13 protein-coding genes are annotated in these 16,997 nt (G+C 58.7%); 8 read left to right on the forward strand and 5 right to left on the reverse strand.

The window, feature by feature from the left end; translation table 11 throughout:
• Positions 1 to 82 precede the first annotated feature (82 nt).
• The gene (locus tag DDD64_RS01995; protein WP_126134791.1) at positions 83 to 592 is read right to left on the reverse strand and encodes an SdpI family protein; all 510 of its coding nucleotides are present in this window, start codon (positions 590 to 592) and stop codon (positions 83 to 85) included.
• A gap of 69 nt (positions 593 to 661) precedes the next feature.
• On the opposite strand from DDD64_RS01995, the gene DDD64_RS02000 reads away from it, so the two are divergent.
• Positions 662 to 1,876, forward strand: coding sequence for a pyrophosphate--fructose-6-phosphate 1-phosphotransferase (locus DDD64_RS02000; protein ID WP_126134792.1), 1,215 nt, complete (start codon positions 662 to 664; stop codon positions 1,874 to 1,876).
• Positions 1,877 to 2,108: 232 nt separating this feature from the next.
• A complete protein-coding gene (locus DDD64_RS02005) occupies positions 2,109 to 3,467 on the forward strand; it encodes a class II 3-deoxy-7-phosphoheptulonate synthase (RefSeq protein ID WP_126134793.1) in 1,359 nt (452 codons plus the stop codon).
• 33 nt (positions 3,468 to 3,500) lie between these two features.
• Here DDD64_RS02005 and DDD64_RS02010 read toward each other — a convergent pair whose 3' ends face one another.
• Entirely contained in the window at positions 3,501 to 5,129 is a 1,629-nt protein-coding gene (locus DDD64_RS02010) for a protein kinase domain-containing protein (RefSeq protein ID WP_126134794.1), read from the reverse strand.
• Between the two features lie 36 nt (positions 5,130 to 5,165).
• Positions 5,166 to 5,663 carry a lytic transglycosylase domain-containing protein gene (locus DDD64_RS02015; protein ID WP_126134795.1) on the reverse strand — a complete coding sequence of 166 codons (498 nt, stop codon included), beginning with the start codon at positions 5,661 to 5,663 and terminating at the stop codon, positions 5,166 to 5,168.
• A gap of 176 nt (positions 5,664 to 5,839) precedes the next feature.
• On the opposite strand from DDD64_RS02015, the gene DDD64_RS02020 reads away from it, so the two are divergent.
• A complete protein-coding gene (locus DDD64_RS02020) occupies positions 5,840 to 6,202 on the forward strand; it encodes an Rv2175c family DNA-binding protein (RefSeq protein ID WP_126134796.1) in 363 nt (120 codons plus the stop codon).
• A gap of 59 nt (positions 6,203 to 6,261) precedes the next feature.
• On the opposite strand, the gene DDD64_RS02025 is transcribed toward DDD64_RS02020, so the two are convergent.
• A complete protein-coding gene (locus tag DDD64_RS02025; RefSeq protein ID WP_126134797.1) occupies positions 6,262 to 7,302 on the reverse strand; it encodes a polyprenyl synthetase family protein in 1,041 nt (346 codons plus the stop codon).
• Positions 7,303 to 7,408: 106 nt separating this feature from the next.
• Here DDD64_RS02025 and DDD64_RS02030 point away from each other — a divergent pair, with 106 nt between their 5' ends.
• Both DDD64_RS02030 and DDD64_RS02035 read left to right on the forward strand, forming a co-directional pair.
• On the forward strand, positions 7,409 to 8,695 hold the full coding sequence (locus DDD64_RS02030; RefSeq protein ID WP_126134798.1) for a DUF4192 family protein: 1,287 nt from the start codon (positions 7,409 to 7,411) through the stop codon (positions 8,693 to 8,695).
• 222 nt (positions 8,696 to 8,917) lie between these two features.
• A complete protein-coding gene (locus tag DDD64_RS02035) occupies positions 8,918 to 10,687 on the forward strand; it encodes an RNA polymerase sigma factor (protein WP_126134799.1) in 1,770 nt (589 codons plus the stop codon).
• On the opposite strand, the gene DDD64_RS02040 is transcribed toward DDD64_RS02035, so the two are convergent.
• Positions 10,635 to 11,408: a 3'-5' exonuclease gene (locus DDD64_RS02040; protein WP_126134800.1), complete on the reverse strand. Its 774-nt coding sequence runs from the start codon at positions 11,406 to 11,408 to the stop codon at positions 10,635 to 10,637. The two genes, DDD64_RS02035 and DDD64_RS02040, sit on opposite strands and share 53 nt — an antisense overlap.
• Before the next feature lie 81 nt (positions 11,409 to 11,489).
• On the opposite strand from DDD64_RS02040, the gene DDD64_RS02045 reads away from it, so the two are divergent.
• The 3 genes from DDD64_RS02045 to DDD64_RS09085 all read left to right on the forward strand — a co-directional run bounded on the left by DDD64_RS02045 (position 11,490) and on the right by DDD64_RS09085 (position 16,979).
• The gene (locus DDD64_RS02045; RefSeq protein WP_026428827.1) at positions 11,490 to 11,684 is read left to right on the forward strand and encodes a DUF7455 domain-containing protein; all 195 of its coding nucleotides are present in this window, start codon (positions 11,490 to 11,492) and stop codon (positions 11,682 to 11,684) included.
• 161 nt (positions 11,685 to 11,845) lie between these two features.
• Positions 11,846 to 12,943, forward strand: coding sequence for a restriction endonuclease (locus DDD64_RS09080; protein WP_276330020.1), 1,098 nt, complete (start codon positions 11,846 to 11,848; stop codon positions 12,941 to 12,943).
• A gap of 22 nt (positions 12,944 to 12,965) precedes the next feature.
• Complete coding sequence (locus DDD64_RS09085; RefSeq protein ID WP_276330021.1) at positions 12,966 to 16,979, forward strand: type ISP restriction/modification enzyme; 4,014 nt, start codon at positions 12,966 to 12,968, stop codon at positions 16,977 to 16,979.
• Positions 16,980 to 16,997 lie beyond the last annotated feature (18 nt).

A 16,997-nucleotide genomic window follows, 5' to 3' on the forward strand; every position in this document is an offset into this window, starting at 1 on the left:
GATTACCCGAAACCATCGTAGTACATATTGTGCATAAAAATCAGTGGTGCTGTCGGTGGTCGTGATGTAGCGAAGTAGCGCGCTAGAGGCGGGCGCCGTCGTCGTACGGATCGGTATCTTCGCGAGCCGGGGCCGTCAAAATAATAGCGACCACCACGCCCACCAGTGCGCCACCGGCCAGGAGCCACGCGGTCAGGCGCGGCGCGGGCAGCAGGCCGATAAACATGAGGGCGCTGATGAGAACCAGCACCCCGGTGGCCACCCAGGCGAGGCTCGCGTAGCGGTGCGCGGGGGCCTGGGGAACGTAGTATTCTTCGCGCGAGGCCGGGTCGAAAGTGGCGTCGTCGTTGGAAAAATCTGAATCATCCGGGGCTGGGGACCAATCGCGCGGACCGGTTGCGCGCCCGCCACCCAGCGCCCACGCGGCATCGGTATAGCGCGGGGAAACGTCCACCGGTGGCAGTGCGGTACCACCATCCTGGACGCTATCGATATTCGCTCCCACACCCTCGGCTTCTAGCTCGCGCGCGATCTTGTCCCATTGCGCATCGAAGCTATTATCCGAGTGCTTGCCTGTAGGTCTTTCTCCCATGAAAGACACTATAGCTGCGGGTATAATCGACAGCGGAATAATCCCCCAATCAGAAACGGAAGGTTAACGATGACTGTCCGCCGCGTTGCGCTCTTGACCGCCGGAGGTTTCGCCCCGTGTTTGTCCTCGGCCGTGGGTGGCCTCATTGAGCGCTATACGGAAATTGCGCCCGATGTGGAAATTATCGCCTACCAGCATGGCTACCACGGGTTGCTTACCGGAAATTACATCACCATCGATAAAGAGGGGCGTGAACAAGCCCATATCCTGCACCGTTTCGGCGGTTCGCCCATCGGCAACTCCCGCGTCAAGCTGACCAATACCGCGGATCTGGTCAAGCGGGGCCTCGTGGAAGAAGGCGTGAATCCGCTGGAATTCGCCGCCCAGCGCCTCGTGGAAGATGGCGTGGATGTGCTCCACACCATCGGCGGTGATGATACGAATACCACCGCCGCTGATCTGGCCGCCTACCTGGAAGAAAACGGGCATCACCTCGTGGTGGTGGGCCTGCCCAAGACCATCGATAATGACATTATTCCGGTGCGTCAGTCCCTGGGTGCCTGGACCGCCGCGGAAGAAGCATCGCTCTACGCCCAGCATATTATTGGCGAACATCGCTCCAACCCGCGCATGCTCATCGTTCACGAAGTCATGGGCCGCAATTGCGGCTACCTCACCGCGCAGGCCTCCAAGTACTACCACGATTGGGTCCAGGAGCAGGAATGGGCTCCGGCGCTGGGGCTAACCAAGGAACGCTGGGATGTGCACGCCGTCTTCCTGCCTGAAATGGCTTTGGATATCAGCGGAGAAGCCGAACGCCTCAAGAAGATTATGGATGAGATCGGCAACGTCAATATCTTCCTCTCCGAAGGCGCGGGCGTGGATGAAATTGTGGCGGAAATGGAAGCCGCCGGCCAGGAAGTGCCGCGTGACCCCTTCGGGCACGTCCAGCTCGATAAGGTCAACCCGGGCCGCTGGTTCGCGGAGCAGTTCGCGCAGAAGCTCGGCGCGGAAAAGGTTATGGTGCAAAAGTCCGGGTACTTCTCCCGCGCCTGGCACGCCAATGCCGAGGATCTGCGCCTCATTAAGGGCATGGTGGATCTGGCCGTGCAGTGCGCGCTGGAAGGCAAGCCCGGCCTCATCGGCCACGATGAGGAGAACGGTAACGTCCTGACCAATATCGCTTTCCCGCGGGTGCAGGGCCACAAGGCTTTCGATATCACCCAGGATTGGTTCGTGGAGACCATGCAGGCCATCGGCCAGGACGTGCGCCCGCACGCCTAAAACAGCTGCGCCGCTGGCCGCGGCCGCGCAGATCGTGCTGCCCCGGCAGATATGGTGTTTCGGTTGCCCCGCATCCACACGTAAAGGCTCGCCCCGTACCGCTTATATGGTGCGGGGCGAGCTTGTGTGCGGGATTCATGGTGAGTGCGGTAGGCGCCGTTGAGTACCGGGTGTGTCTCATGGCAGTGACGCAATTCTGCCCGCGCCCCCGTTCCGGGCTAAGATTTCGTTTATGTTTGAGGACGATACGCATAAAATCGCCGCGCTGGCCCACACCTGGCGCGATAAGCCCGCGCTGCACCAGCCTCATTACGAGGACGAAGCAGAGCTCGCTGCCGTCATGCAGCGTTTGGCGAAAATGCCACCTCTCGTTTTTGCGGGTGAATGTGATCGCCTCCGGGAGAGCATCGCGGCCGCGCAACGCGGAGAAGCTTTCGTCCTCATGGGTGGGGATTGCGCGGAATCTTTTGAACAAATCACCGCGGATCGTATCCGTGCCAAGGTCCGCACCCTCCTGCAAATGTCGGTTATTTTGACCTACGGGGCATCGGTGCCGGTGGTGAAAATTGGGCGGATGGCCGGCCAGTACTCCAAGCCGCGCTCCCAGGCCACCGAAACAATTGGCGACACCACTCTGCCCTCCTACCTGGGTGATTCCATTAACGGGCACGAATTCACCGCCGCGGCGCGCCGCCACGATCCGCACCGCTTGGAGGAGGCGTACCTGTACTCGGTGGCCACCCTCAACCTCATGCGCGCTTTTACGCGCGGCGGTTTCGCAGACTTGCGTTCGGTCCACGATTGGAACCGCGGTTTTATTGCCAACCCGGCATACGTGCGGTACGAAAAAACGGCGAGCGAGATTGATCGTGCCATGCGTTTTGTGACCGCGGCCGGGGTCGACGGCGCCCAGCTGGCGGAAACGCAAATTTATTCCTCCCACGAAGGCCTTGTGCTGCCCTTCGAGGAAATTATGATGCGCATCGATTCGCGCACCCACGATCCTTATCTCACCTCCGCACACTTCCTGTGGATTGGGGAACGCACCCGTGACGTTAACGGTGCCCACGTGGAGATGTTCTCCCATGCCCGTAACCCGATCGGGGTGAAATTAGGGCCGACGACGACGCCAGATACCGCCCTCGCCCTGATCGATAAGCTTAATCCGGAAGGTGAGGCGGGCCGCCTCACGTTCATTACCCGCATGGGGGCCGGCCGCGTAGAAGAAGCCCTCCCACCCCTGGTGGAAGCCGTGCAGCGCGACGGGCGCCCGGTAACGTGGGTTTCCGACCCCATGCACGGAAATACCATCAAAGCGTCCAATGGCATTAAGACCCGCCGCCTGAGCGATATTATGGCGGAAATCCGCGGGTTCTTCGCAGTTCACGAAGCCTTGGGTAGCCACCCGGGCGGTATCCACGTGGAACTAACCGGGGACGACGTAACGGAGGTGCTGGGGGGCTCGGAAGAGATTTTCGAAGAAACCCTCACCGAACGCTACGAATCGCTGGTCGATCCGCGCCTCAACCATCAGCAGTCTTTGGAGCTGGCCTACCAGCTGGCCGAAATGTTGCGCGACGTCCACCTGTAAAACAGGGGCCTAGCCAGGCCTGGCCTGGCCCGGCTAGCGCGCCGCGATAATGAGCGTGACCTTCTCGCCGGCTGCGGCGCTCACGCCGGGGCCGGGATCCTGGCGCAGCACGGTGCCCGGCCGCGCAGCCCGGGTCTCCTGGTAGCGCACCTGCACCTGGAACCCTGCGTTTTCGAGCGTGGCGCGCGCCTCCGCCTCCAATGTATCCGCCACATCTGGAACAGTTGCAGCGCGGGCTTCGCCGGCGATAAGGAGTTCAACTGTGCTCCCCGGCCGTACTCGGCTACCTGCCTCGGGGTCGCTACCCAGCACGGTGCTCGGTAGCGCCCCGTTTCCAACACCCACCTCCGTCTCCACCGTGAGCCCGAGCGCCTCCAGTTGACCGCGGGCTTGGGTAAGACCGGTGGCAAGCTCGGGCACTGTTATCCGTGCCCACGGGCCGGCCTGAAGTGCCCACGTGGCTCCTCCCGCACCGGCTAGGAGCGCCAGTGCGCATACCCAGGCGGCAATCTTCCACGCGCGGCCGCGCCGCGGGTGCACCCCGTGGCGCGCTGGGCGGTGTGCGGGAACAGTGGCCTGCACGCTTACCCCGGTAGAGATCGCGGTGGCGGTATCCGCACCTGTAATTCCGGTAGTTGCGGCCGCCCTGGTAACATCCACGGTGCTCCGAGCCGGAGCGATATCACCGGCCGGGCTGCTTTCCTCCCGGGGCTCAGCTGCCGCGGTAGGGAGAAGTGGTTGGGGGCGGCGCGGCGTAACCGGGATGCGCCGCAGCTCGGCCTCCTCAGATACCCGATTCCGAAGTCCCCGTAGCAACTCGCGGGCCTGCGCGGCGCTCGCCGGGCGATCCGCCGGATTTTTCGCGGTGAGCACCCCGATAAAAGAATCAACCTCCGCCGGCAACCACGAATTATCCCCTGCTAGACGCGGCAGATCCTCGCGTGCCTGCGCCGCCGCGAGCTGGGCGGCCGAATACCCGGCCCAGGGGAGCCGGCCGGCAAGTAGCTCAAAGAGCACCAGGCCGGTGGCGTAAATATCGCTAGCCGGGCTCGCGGCGCGCTGCTCCAGAATCTCCGGTGCGGTATAGGCCAGGGTTCCCCAGCGCGGCAGGGCCCCCGAGGATGAACTCACCGCATGGGCGAGTCCAAAATCGGTTACCGTGACGGCGAGCTGTGGAAGGCGCACGGGGGAGGGTGGCGGGCAGGCGTCGTCGAATAAAATATTTTCCGGTTTGATATCCCGGTGAATAATTCCGGCCCGGTGGGCAGCTGCCAGGCCCTGAAGAACCTGAGCGCAAATCTCCAGGGCGGTGCCGAGCTGGAAGGAACCCAGGCGCTCCAGCTCGTGGCGTAGCGTGGGCCCGGGTACGTATTCCATGACAAGGTAGGCGCGCTCGGTTGCGCCGTCGTTCCACACCCCACGGTCGTAAATAGTGACGATATGCGGGCTGCTGAGTGCGGCAACAGCCCGGGCTTCCCGCTGGAAGAGCCGAGTGAAATCATCAAGCGCCGCCAAATCGGGGTGCATAATTTTGATGGCGACCACGCGATCAAGCTTCGTATCGTAGCCGCGGTACACCGCGGCCATTCCGCCGCGCGCCACCGGGGCGTCGAGACGGTAGCGGCCCTCAAGCCACCCGGTCGGCAGGGAAGGAATAGTCACACACCTAGGGTAGCGTGCTGCTGGGAAAAGCCGTGTTTAGAAACTCTTTGCTGCACGCAAGACCCGCAGCACATATTTTTGGGTGGAGGGATAGGGCCCCGCCTCCCGCAGGCGCGCCAGACCCTGGTAGTAGGCGGCAATCGCCTCATGTGTGCTGGTGGTGTGGCGCTGCAAATACCGAATAATGGCGATACCTGCGGTGATATTATCCGCGGGAATGAGCCAATCCAGATCCCGGCCGACCATCCGCCCCGCCCACCGCGAGGCAGCGGGAATTAGCTGCATCACACCTGCCGCGCCTGCCGGGGAGAGCGCGCGGGAATTAAAACCGGATTCGATATAGGCATGCGCCATTGCAAGCCGAGGATTGACGCCCATGAGCGCCGCCGTATCACGCACCATCTTCTGCGTATCGGCCCGACTCGGGGCGATAATCGCATTCAAACGCGCCGCGATTTCCGCGTGCGATAGTTCGTAGCGCGGGGCAGGTGCCTGCGCCCGTAAACGCGCAAGATTCGCCTTCGATCCCACCATTTCTCACTTCCTGGCCGGGGCGGGGGACATTCGATAGCGTCCCGGCCGTTGTTCCACTTGTGACAATAGTGCACTGTTGTGAAAATGTCACCAGATTGTGACGATTTTGTAATGGCGACGACGCCGCGCCCGTGCCCACCGGCGCGCTTGAGCGGCGCCGGCATTAAGATGGAACTGTGGAAAAAGAGATAACGAATGTGACCTGGTTGAGCCTCCCGGAGCTAGCGGAGCGCCTCGAGACTGATCTGCGCACGGTCCGCTCCCAACTGCGCGACGCCCGTTTCCTGGCGGTGCGGCGCGGGGACAATAACGCGCTCTACGCCGACGCGGGACAATTCGTGATGAAAGACGGCAAACGCGTGCCCCTGCCCTCGCTGCGCGGCACCATCATTTCCCTGCGCGATGCCGGATATAGCGACGACGAAGCGCAGGAATGGCTGCGGCGCTTCGATGCGGAATTGCGGGATACCCCGCTGAGCGCACTCCTTGCCGGGCACACCCACGCGGTCCGCCGCGTCATCGCCGGCCTGGCTTTTTAGTTCCTCGCTGGCCCGCTTCGGTGCGGGCCACGTTCGTGCGGGCCGATGCGCCTCGTGGACTAGTGGGTGCGCGAGCGCAGCCGCTGCAAGAGTTCGCCCAGGCTCTCGCGGGCGGCCTCATTCAGACGCGGCAAGATAGCACGAGCACTATCCTCACGCTGGCGGATCATGCTTTCCACGTGAGCACGCGCTCCCGAGCTTTCCATAAGATTTTGGGCACGAACGACGTCGTCGCCCTCCAAGGGCTTCCCACGCAAGGACCGCAGCCACCGGGCATCCGCCTCGGTTACCCGCTCCAGCGTTTCGAGGAAGAGGAACGTGTTTTTCCCTTCGGTGAGGTCATCGCCGGCGGGTTTACCGGTAACGGCCGGATCCCCGAAAATGCCGAGGATGTCGTCGCGCAATTGGAAAGCCTCACCGAAAGGCGTGGCAAAAGCTCGTAAATCTGCGATCGTTTCCGGCGCGGGCTGCCCGGTGAGCGCGGCTCCGATGAGCAGCGGGAACAGTGCGGAATACGACACCGTTTTATGGGTAATGATCGCGCTAATATCCTCCCGGGTAGCCGCGCGGGTATATTCGCAGCGGATATCGAGGAACTGACCGATGCCCACGTCCTCACACATGGTGAAGAAAGGCTCAAGGGGAGCGGTGCGCCCGGCACTCACCGCCTCCTGGGAAGCCAGCGCCAGCACAGCATCACCCACAATAAGGCCGGCCCGCAAACCGTAGCGCTCGGGGGAACCATCCCACCCGGACGCGCGGTGATAATTCTCCAGCTCGGCGTGCACCGTGGGTACCCCGCGGCGGGTGGCAGAAGCGTCAATAATATCGTCGTGAATAAGCGCCGCGAGCTGGAAAAGCTCGACGGCAGCTCCCAAACGCACCGCCGCCACCATATCCGCACAGCTGGGTTCGGGCAGAGCGGCGAGCATTCCCGCGCGCACAAGCCGGGCCCGGGTGCGTTTACCGCCGGCTGCAAGGGCGGTAACCGTATCGATGAAATCCTCCACCTCAGGCTGATCCCAGCGCCGCAACGAATCCAAACGCGCCTCGATACGGCTATCGACCCCGTTGGTGAAATCGCGAGTGCTCCACTCCATTGCTCCTGCTCCGCTTCTTTATCCACAGATTCGTGAGGTGCGCGCCCCATCCACAGGGTACCGGCACTCGCCAGCACGTGCCGGCTGAAGCTGGTTATCTAGCCCTATGGACACGATCACACTTCATCATCCGCGCGATGCCCTCGCTGTTATTCCCCATCTGCTGGGCTTCCACCCGCGCCACCACTTCGTACTCTTCGGGGGAAGCCCGGAATTACATCGGGCCGTGGGCCCGGAGGGTGAGGCACTACCGCAATGGTTCGGCTCGCTGGAATCTTCTAAGCGGCCAGAAGTTGCTGTGGCCGGGGGTGAAACGCCACTTATCCGCCTGGATCTGCGTGCCGGCCCTATCTCACCCTATGTTGCCCGGCAGATATCTGACACGGTAACTGCCTGCCGCATGTTCAGCTGCGTGGCGGTGGTCTACTGCCCAGATTTTGTTCGCTTCGCACATACCCGCGAATTTGCCTCGGTGCTGGCCCTCCTCGAACTGCTGTGCGCCGCGCTTTCCCGGCTCTGGGATAGCAACCCTGGCACTCGCGATGCGTGGAGTCTTGATTTTTTTATTGCCGATAACGAAGGGTTTATGGATATGGGAGAAGAAACATTTTGCCGCTGGGAAGAACTCGAATCTACCGAGGCTGCGGCTACTCTCGTGTATAAAGGCTCGGCACCGCTGGAGGAAGAACCGCGCCGCGATATCGTCAAAGCCAGTCCCACCCGGATGCGCAATACCGCCGTGGCGCTGGAAGAAGCGCGCGGGGAGCCGCTCACCGCACTAGAAGAGCATTGGGATATGCTCCTCGCTCGGGTGGTGCGCCGCCGCCAGGCGGGCCCACCGCGCCTCACCACCCGCGAAGCGGGGCGGGCCCTGGCCGGGCTCGTGCATATTCCCATTCGGGACAAAATTTTGCAGGTGTCCCTCGAACATGATCCGCTGTTGCCTATGTCTTCGGTGGATCCCGCTTCGGGTTTTGCTACCGGGATAGGGGAGCGCCCCAATATTGTGCGAGCTTTGGGGATGATGGCACTTCTGGATGAATTAGCCCGCCTAGCTCCGGATGGGATAGAGGTTCCTTATGTGTGCTCAGCGTATTTAGCCTGGTGGGTGGGGCAAAATTCCATGACCGCGCTGCGTGCTCAGGAAGCCCTGGAGATCAACCCCGGCTCGCGCCTGGCACGCATGCTCAAAGATGCTGCCGCATGGAACGCGCTGCCGCCCTGGTTGATCGGCCCGAATGAAGGCGGGAGGAGCTCTCGCGCCGAAGCTGATAGTGGCGATCAAGAGGAGGCGGATAGTAACGGCACTGGTGACGAGTCCACGCCTTGCTCTCTGGCAGATATCGATTCCGAAGCCGTGGACCGATATGGACGGGGCAGCCAAGCGGCCTAAGTAGCTGCGTGCACGGCAGCATGTGCACCGGCGGGAAGTTCGCACCGGCAGCAGGTGGGAGAACTATAGTCGCCAGGCATAAGAATGCTATGTGAGGATCGGCACGTTAGGGAGGCTGGGGAACAAAAGGCGGGGCGGGCGCGTTCCGCTAAGTAGCTCTTTGGGGTGGATACCCCGTGCCGGTTCTCGGCATTCGTTGATAACACTAGGGAAAGGTCTCACGTGGCCACAAAGTCTGCCAGTGCACAAGAAACCGCTGCCGTGGAAAAGGACACCGCGGTCTCCGCATCCGCTTCGGGTACGAAGAAGAAGGCGGCCCGCTCCTCCAGTCGCACGGCATCGGCCACCTCGGCAGCTACCGCTTCTGAAAGCACCACGGCTGCGAAGAAACCAGCCGCTAAGAAAGCCAGTGCTACCAAGGCCACCACTACCAAGAAGGCTGCCACCAAGGCAAGCGAATCGAAGGCGGCCGAATCCAAGGCATCTTCTTCCACCAAGAAGGCCACCACGGCGAAAACCACCGCGAAGTCCACCGCCTCAAAGTCCACCGCGGCAAAGAAGACTTCCGCGAAGAAGGCAGCGGCTGAAAGCGAAGCTCCGGAAACCGCATCCGCCGCTGCGGAGGCTACCGCGGCAGGCGCGGAAACCACGGAAGATAAACCGGCGGCTAAGAAGCCTGCCACCCGCAAGTCTTCCGCGAAGAAGGCAAGCTCGAAGGCGGCCGAATCCAAGACAGCTGCTGCCTCGAAGAAATCCACCTCGAAGCGTGCTACCGCTAAGCAGGAAGAACCCGAAGATCCCGAAGAACATGAGGATCTCGAGGATGAAGATTTCGACGTCGACGCTGAAGATGTTGATGCCGAGGATCTTGACGACGATCTCGAGGATGACGAAGACACCGACCACGATTCCGAGGACGCTGAAGAAGAGCCCGAGGAAGAAGAGGACGAAGCCGATAAGGAAACGGATAGCGCCGCTAAAACGGAAACAACCGGGCGTAACTCCCGGGGTGGTTTCACCGTTAAGGACTCTGATGATTCCGATGAACCGGCGGTGCGTGTTCATGTTGCCGGTGCCACCGCGGATCCGGTCAAGGATTACCTCAAGCAGATCGGTAAAGTTCCCCTGCTCAACGCCGCGGAAGAAGTGGAACTCGCCAAGCGAATCGAGGCGGGGCTCTATGCTCAGCACCTGCTAGATCAGGGAAATCTCGATAAGGAGAAGGATCACGCCTATATCCGTGAACTGCGGATTATTTCCCGTGATGGTAAGCACGCCAAGAACCACCTCCTGGAAGCTAATCTTCGCCTGGTAGTTTCTTTGGCTAAGCGCTACACAGGCCGGGGCATGCTCTTCCTTGATCTTATCCAGGAAGGGAATTTGGGGCTGGTGCGCGCCGTCGAAAAGTTTGACTACGCCAAGGGCTACAAGTTCTCTACCTACGCCACCTGGTGGATTCGCCAGGCTATTACCCGCGCGATGGCGGACCAGGCTCGCACTATCCGCATCCCGGTGCATATGGTCGAAGTTATCAACAAGCTCGCGCGGGTCCAGCGCCAGATGCTCCAGGAACTCGGGCGGGAACCAACCACCGAGGAACTGGCGAAAGAACTGGATATGACCGAAGAAAAGGTCGTCGAAGTTCAAAAGTACGGGCGCGAACCGATTTCTTTGCACACCCCGCTGGGTGAAGATGGCGATTCCGAATTCGGTGACCTCATTGAGGATTCCGAAGCGGTGGTCCCGGCTGATGCCGTTGGCTTCACCCTGCTCCAAGAACAGCTCCATCGCGTTCTCGATACCCTATCCGAACGCGAAGCCGGGGTGGTTTCCATGCGCTTTGGCCTCACCGACGGCCAGCCGAAAACCCTGGATGAAATTGGTAAGGTCTACGGGGTCACCCGCGAGCGCATTCGCCAGATCGAATCCAAGACCATGTCTAAGCTGCGCCACCCGAGCCGTTCGCAGGTGCTGCGTGACTACCTGGAGTAAAGCCAGGCGCGGCAGGTTCCGCGTGGCCCCGCGGGGCGCGGCGTTTGCAGCGCACGCTGCGGAACTCCACGTCGAATAACGGGGTGGGCCATATAATCTCAGCGGCGTGGCGGCGAGCATCGTTCCACGCCGCTGCTGTTATTTCCCGTCCATCTTTACTATGTGCGCGGGTGGCGTAGCGCTGCCCACGTGCCTCCCGGCGCAGATACTCAGCCAGAAGCCGCCCGCACATGCGCGCATCCGTGATGGCGCGGTGGTGTTCTTCTATCGCAATCCCGGCCCGCTGGGCCACGGCCATGAGGGAGTGGCGCCCCTCGGGAAGGTAAATACGCGAGAGATCCATTGTGCATACCGCGGCGTTACGGGGGATACGTAACGGGCTTCCGGCCCGGCGAAAAGCCTCGTTGAGAAAAGCAAGATCGAAACGGACATTGTGCGCCGCGAGGATACGCCCGCGCAGCAGCCGTTCTACCTGGGGGAGAAGTTCGGAAAACGACGGCGCCTGCGCCACTTCCGCGCCGTGCACCCCGTGAATTTCCGTGGCTCCCATGGGCCGCAATGGGTTCACCAGGCTCTCCCATTCGCGTTCGGGGCTGCCCTGATCATCCAGAAGTACCACCCCGATCTCCACAATTCGGTCGGTGCGCGCATCTAAACCGGTGGTTTCCAGATCGAGGGCGGCATAGCCCAAAAAACTACCGTGCGCGTGAGAGAGAGCCATGCGTTCAGCTTACCGAGAGCACGGGCCTGAGGTGATCTTCTCCTCAGGAATAAGCGCGCCCTTTTATGCTTTGATAGGTATGTGAGTACTACATTGACTGAATTAGCTCCCTTGACCGCGCAGGATCGTTGCGATGCCTGCGGAGCCCAGGCCTACGTTCGGGTACGCCTGCCCTATGGAGAACTTTTCTTCTGCGGCCATCATGCTTCCCAGCACCTCGATAAGCTGCGTGAAGATGCCCTTGAGATTCAAGACGAACGCGAAAATATCGCCTAACCTCGCTTCGATCTCAACACGAGCGGCCCATCCGGGCCGCTTTTTCGTGGCCAAGCCGAAACCCACGGTATTCACGTGTTAATAGTGGGTGAGTTTTCCGTTCTGCCAGTAGGCTTAGGGAAGTTGATCGTTGCTGGCGAGATACCCGGAAAGGGAATGTGATGAGCACTCAGATGCACCCAAACGATAATCTCACTACCGCTCAGAAGAGCGTGGAGAGCAAAGTCCAGGTATCTGGCCAGGATATTCGGGTGGAATCGAATGCGTTGGATGCTCAGCGAGAATCAACGCGCAGCGTAAACGCTTTCGATGAGTTGCTCGCTGAATACCGGGATTTATCCGATTCGGTGCGTGCGCAAGGCAACCTATTTGAACAACTCATCCGCTCCTATCTTCTCAAGGACTCGCAGATGAGCCGCCAATTCGGTGCGGTGTATCTGTGGCGTGACTGGCCCGGGCGGGCTGGACGGCCTGATACCGGGATTGATCTGGTTGCAATTGATATCGAAGACATGCCCGAAGATGGCAGCGAACCAGACGCGCATACACCGGCCGTAGCTATCCAATGCAAGTTCTACGAGCAGGGCCGCACCATCAGTAAGGCCCAGCTTGATTCTTTCCTCGCGGACTCGGGTAAAGAACCCTTCAAGCGTCGGATTTTCGTGGAAACCACGGGTGTGCCCTGGGGAGCTAATGCAGAAGATGCGATCCGGGGCCAGAGCAAACCCGTCACTCGTATCGGCCTTACCGATCTGCGTAACTCCGATATTGACTGGAGCACATATTCCTTCGCGAAACCTTCCGAAACTCCGCAGCTCAAGCCGCGTAAAACGCTACGTGACCACCAGGTCAACGCGATTCGTGATGTGTTTACCGGCTTCCAAGATCATGATCGCGGAACTTTGGTTATGGCTTGTGGAACGGGTAAAACATTTACGGCTCTGAAAATAGCCGAACGGCTCACCGATGATTTGGGCGGGAGTGCCCGGATCATGTTCATGGTTCCCTCCCTCGCGCTGATGAGCCAGACCTTGAATGAGTGGGCTGCTGAAGTTCAAGTCCCGTTTTCCGCCTGGAGTGTGTGCTCAGATACGAAAGTGAACCGGAAACGCCAGGAGCGCCAGGACGTGGCGGATATCGCGATGGTGGACTTGAAAACACCGCCAACAACCAAGCCGGCCACCCTTGCCGCATCCTTGATTAAGCACGCGGGGGGGGGGTGGACTCCAGGTAATCTTCGCGACCTATCAGAGCATTGATATCGTTCACCAGGCCCAAGAGTTGGCCGGTAATGATTGGCGTGATTTCGATCTGATTATTTGCGATGAAGCCCACCGCACCACCGGTGTCACCCTCACCGGGGAAGACGAATCCTATTTCACCCGCGTTCACAATAACGACTACCTGCGGGCTGATAAACGCTTGTATATGACCGCCACCCCGAAGATTTTTAATCCGAAGGTTAAAGACGCGGCGAAAGAAAAAGATGCGGTCCTCACCTCCATGGACGATGCCGCGTTGTTCGGCCCAGTCTTCCACCGCCTTGGGTTCGGAACTGCGGTGAGCTTGGGTCTGCTCACCGACTACAAAGTTGTTGTTCTGGCGATCCCAGAAGACCAAGTCACCCCGATCTACCAACAGGGCGCGATCTACGGGGAGCTTCCGCTACCTGAGACAGCGAAACTGGTGGGATGTTGGAACGCGCTTGCTAAACGTAAGAGCGGTTTCACTGATGTGCAGTACGGAAGTGATACGACGCCGATGCACCGGGCGGTTGCCTTCGCGAAGGATATTAAAACCTCCAAGCAGATCGCATCTGAGTTCCCGGAGCTCGTCAATAAGCATTTGCGAAACCTCATGAATAGCGAGGTCAGTGATGACCTGGGTGTTCAGTGCCGTCATGTTGATGGCACGATGAACGCCATTGAGCGCGGGGAAGCCCTTGACTGGCTGAAAACAGATGTGGAGAGTGAACATCCGGTCTGCCGAATCCTTACGAATGCGCGCTGCCTTTCCGAGGGAGTAGACGTGCCGACCTTGGATGCGGTGTTGTTCTTGAATCCGCGTCGCTCTCAAGTGGATGTGATCCAGGCCGTTGGCCGGGTCATGCGCAAGGCTGAAGGAAAAGAATTCGGGTATATTATTCTGCCCGTTGCGGTGCCCGCTGGGACAACCCCGGAAGATTCCCTCAGCGATAACCAGCGTTATGCGGTTGTGTGGCAGGTGCTCCAAGCTATCCGCGCGCATGATGAAGATTTCGAAGCCAAGCTGAACGCCAGTCAATATAACGGCACACTCCCGGAAAATATCATCGTTGACTACGTTGACCTCAAACCCACTGCGCCGGCTGATCCGTTCTCTGGAAGTGCGGGAGGCGATGACACTGAAGTTATTGATGGTGGTTCGGGCTCCGGGCCTGGGGGCGAATCTGATAGTCGTCAAATGCAGTTGGAGCTTTTCCTCCAGGCCAGTGAATGGAAGGATGCTGTCTACTCGAAAATCGTAAAGAAGGTTGGGGACCGGCTGTACTGGGACGACTGGAGCAAGGATATCGGTGATATTGCAAGCCGCTATATTAACCTGATCGAACAGCTTCTGGAAGACCCGATCAATCAGGATTACTTCACGTCTTTCGTCACAGCCCTACAGAAAACGCTCAATCCAGCAGTCGACGGGGCTCAGGCGGTCGAGATGCTAGCCCAGCACTTGATCACGAAGCCTTTGTTCGACGCGATGTTCCCCTCTCAGGAATTCACTTCCCAGAACCCGGTGAGCCAGGCCATGCAGAAGATTTTGGACCGGCTTGCCACCAATAAGGTGTTCGAGACCGAGCGTGAGCCGCTGGCTAAGTTCTATGAGGCAATGACGCAAAAGATCCGTGCTATCACAACGCTTGACGGCAAGCAGGAGATCATGCGTACCCTCTATGACAAGTTCTTCGCGAGAGCATTCCCGTCTATGCAAGACCGCCTGGGTATCGTCTTCACGCCTGTCCCGGTGGTGGACTATATCCTGCGCTCGGCTGACGTGGCACTACGCCGTCATCTAGGGAAAAGTTTAGGGGATGAGGGGATCTCCATTATCGAACCCTTCCTGGGTACGGGGACCTTCATAACCAGGCTCCTGCAATCTGGCCTCATTAAACCTGATCAGTTGGAACGTAAGTACTTGCGGGAAATTTTCGCTAATGAAATCGTGCTGCTTAGCTACTATATTGCTTCTATCAATATCGAAGAGGTTTATCGCCAGATTCGGATTGAGCAAGGTGTGGGGGATGAGTATGTGGAATTCCCCGGTCTCAGCTTGACGGACACGTTCCAGATCCACGAAGAAGAAAACCGATTTGACGAGGTGGGGGACTTCGCTGCCAATATGGAGCGTGTCGAGCGCCAAAAAGAAGCGAAAATACGCGTCGTAGTGATGAACCCTCCTTACTCTGCCGGGCAGAAGAGTGCGAACGATAACAACCAAAATCTGAAATATGCATTCTTGGATAAGCAGATCGAAAGCTCGTATGCCGCTAGATCAACGGGAACTAATAAAAACAGTCTCTATGACTCCTACTACCGGGCTTTGCGGTGGGCAACTGACCGTATCGGCCCCGAGGGCGTCATCGCATTTGTTTCGAACTCTAGCTTTATTGACGGCAATACCGCTGATGGAGTACGTCTAAGTTTGGCTGAAGAGTTCTCTGATATTTACGTCTACAACTTGCGTGGTGGTATTCGCGGCAAGATGGGAGAAGCTGCGGCCAGAGAAGGCGGTAATGTCTTCGATATTATGACGGGAGTGGCTGTCACGGTTCTTGTTAAAACAAGTGACAGGGTTGGCCCGTGCAAGATTCATTACGCCGAGATTGCTGACTATCTTGCACGTCAGGAAAAACTCGATATCCTGATTTCCCAGGAATCGATTGCTGGTACTGATTTTGAAGTCATTACCCCAAATAATCATGGAGATTGGGTTAACCAGCGTGACGAGAAGTACCTAACGTACCAATCAATCGGGGACAAGAAAACCAAAGGGAAAAGCGACACGCCAGCTACGTTTATCCAGTATTCGCGTGGATTGGAAACATCTCGAGATTCGTGGTGCTACAACTTCTCAAAGACCTCCGTTGCTGAGAATATGCAGCGCATGATCACGAACTATAACAAGCAAATTGATGCTGGGAAGACCTCGAAAACCGCTAATATGGATGATTCTTATGTCGCATGGACGAGGAAACTTAAAAGAGAATTAGATCGTCGTATTGAGCACACTTTCGATGCTTTCTATATCCGTGCCGGGGTTTATCGTCCATTCTGCACGCAATCGGTTTATTTCAACAGTGCAATGAATGAATATGTGAACCAGCTTCCGCAGATCTTCCCGACTCCGCAGCAGCCCAATCTGGGAATATCGATTCCTGCGGGACCGTCGGCTGAGTATTTCATGCCTATCATGTATGAGATGCTTCCTGCGCTTACTCCGAATGGTGGGAATCAGTTCTTCCCGCTCTACACCTGGGAACACGTCACTGATAATGACCCGCAAGGTTCACTTCTTGAGATGCTGGAAAGCGCCGGAACTCCGGAAGAATTCTCCGGAACCTTCGATTTCTCACGGTCCATTTCCGAGCAAGTATCGCGGCGGAGCGGGGACTACCGCCGCCGCGATAACATCACAGATGGCACTCTCAATGCCTATCGCGAACATTACAAGGATGCGCAGATCGAGAAGGAGGATATCTTCTTCTACGTCTACGCACTCCTCCATCATGAGGACTATCGGGAACGCTATGCGGCTGATCTCAAGAAGATGCTGCCTCGTATCCCCAAAGTCACGGATTTCTGGTCCTACAGCAATATCGGCCGTGAGCTTGCTGACCTGCACGTCAATTACGAACACCTGGATGCATACCCCAGCATCCAGGAAGTAGAAGGCATGAGTCCCACGATTGATGACTGGACCAAATACCGTGTCACGAAACTTGCGTGGGGTAAGGGCCCCGGCGGCAGCAAGGACATGACCTGCCTGATCTACAACGATTACCTCAAGATCACCGGTATCCCGGAAGAAGCCAATACCTATAAGATCGGCGGGCGCAGCCCCCTGGAATGGATGATTGACCGCTACCAGGTCACAACCGATAAAAAGACCGGCATCGTTAACGACCCGAATGACTATTGCCGGGAGATTGGCGACCCCGCCTACATCGCGAAGCTTGTAGGCAAATTAGTGACAGTATCGATGCGAACCATCTCACTCACCCGCAGCCTGCCCGAATTCATCATCGAAGAGGAGGCGCAGTAACGCTCATAGATAACACCT

Source organism: Actinotignum sanguinis (assembly GCF_003957255.1).
Classification (GTDB): domain Bacteria; phylum Actinomycetota; class Actinomycetes; order Actinomycetales; family Actinomycetaceae; genus Actinotignum; species Actinotignum sanguinis.

Coding starts and splice junctions, on each gene's coding strand:
- DDD64_RS01995 (WP_126134791.1), bottom strand. CDS start 592: ATGGGAGAAAGACCTACAGGCAAGCACTCGGATAATAGCTTCGATGCG.
- DDD64_RS02000 (WP_126134792.1), top strand. CDS start 662: ATGACTGTCCGCCGCGTTGCGCTCTTGACCGCCGGAGGTTTCGCCCCG.
- DDD64_RS02005 (WP_126134793.1), top strand. CDS start 2,109: ATGTTTGAGGACGATACGCATAAAATCGCCGCGCTGGCCCACACCTGG.
- DDD64_RS02015 (WP_126134795.1), bottom strand. CDS start 5,663: ATGGTGGGATCGAAGGCGAATCTTGCGCGTTTACGGGCGCAGGCACCT.
- DDD64_RS02025 (WP_126134797.1), bottom strand. CDS start 7,302: ATGGAGTGGAGCACTCGCGATTTCACCAACGGGGTCGATAGCCGTATC.
- DDD64_RS02030 (WP_126134798.1), top strand. CDS start 7,409: ATGGACACGATCACACTTCATCATCCGCGCGATGCCCTCGCTGTTATT.
- DDD64_RS02040 (WP_126134800.1), bottom strand. CDS start 11,408: ATGGCTCTCTCTCACGCGCACGGTAGTTTTTTGGGCTATGCCGCCCTC.
- DDD64_RS09080 (WP_276330020.1), top strand. CDS start 11,846: ATGAGCACTCAGATGCACCCAAACGATAATCTCACTACCGCTCAGAAG.